This window comes from Halorubrum sp. SP3, from assembly GCF_005435195.1.
Classification (GTDB): Archaea; Halobacteriota; Halobacteria; order Halobacteriales; family Haloferacaceae; genus Halorubrum; species Halorubrum sodomense.
On the sequence record NZ_SGTU01000070.1, the window covers coordinates 1,156 to 1,888 of the forward strand.

General features: G+C 49.8%; 1 pseudogene. It reads right to left on the reverse strand.

Annotation, left to right across the window (positions count from 1 at the left end):
* Positions 1–733 (reverse strand): annotated as a pseudogene (locus tag EXE42_RS18685) (SAM-dependent methyltransferase); the annotation flags it as partial.

Consider the following 733-nt stretch of genomic DNA (forward strand, 5'->3'; position numbering starts at 1 on the left):
GCCCCGCCGTAGTGCGGCGAGACGAAATCGTATTGACGTTTCGAGACAAGGTGACCGACAGCCTCCTTCGAGAGGGTCTCAAGTTCGTCAATGTCCTCAAGCTCTTCACGCCATGGGAGTTTGGAAACCTGGCCGACTTCCCACATTCTCTCAGTTGTCTGAGCTAGCATTAGGTAGGTGAATAGACGGCTGTTAGTGTATGATAGCAGAGGCCACAAGTCATGCTCAGGGAATACAGTCGGTCCCTTATCGCCAAAGACCGAGTTCGATGGCAAGTATCCAAACCGCTGACCACTCTCCTTCACCCGATTGAACGTGATTCCTTCATCGAAGTAGAACTGCGAATTCTGAGGACGTGATCCATAATACCGTCTAATTTCTTCCCCTCCTTCGTCCCATAATACTGTTTTCTTTATCCGGGGAAGTAACCAAGAATCCATTCCACCCTTGGATAGGGGGAACCATCCCTCTCCAGTGCGTTCCCAAAATGTTCGTGTGAAGCGATCATCATCACCTGTTTGGACACCTACTTTAATGGATCCTAGACTCTCTTCATCCAGACCTGCATTATTCGCATCTAATACTACCTCAGAGTTGTATAAGGAGCGAAGCTCTTTGGGGACCCAGTAGGATAGCGGCGTTCCGGGGACTAAGTCGAACTCAGATATATTGCGCTGGTATCGTCGCTGGATTCCATTCTCATTCTCGTCGACAAAGGACGCGTGGAGGAACG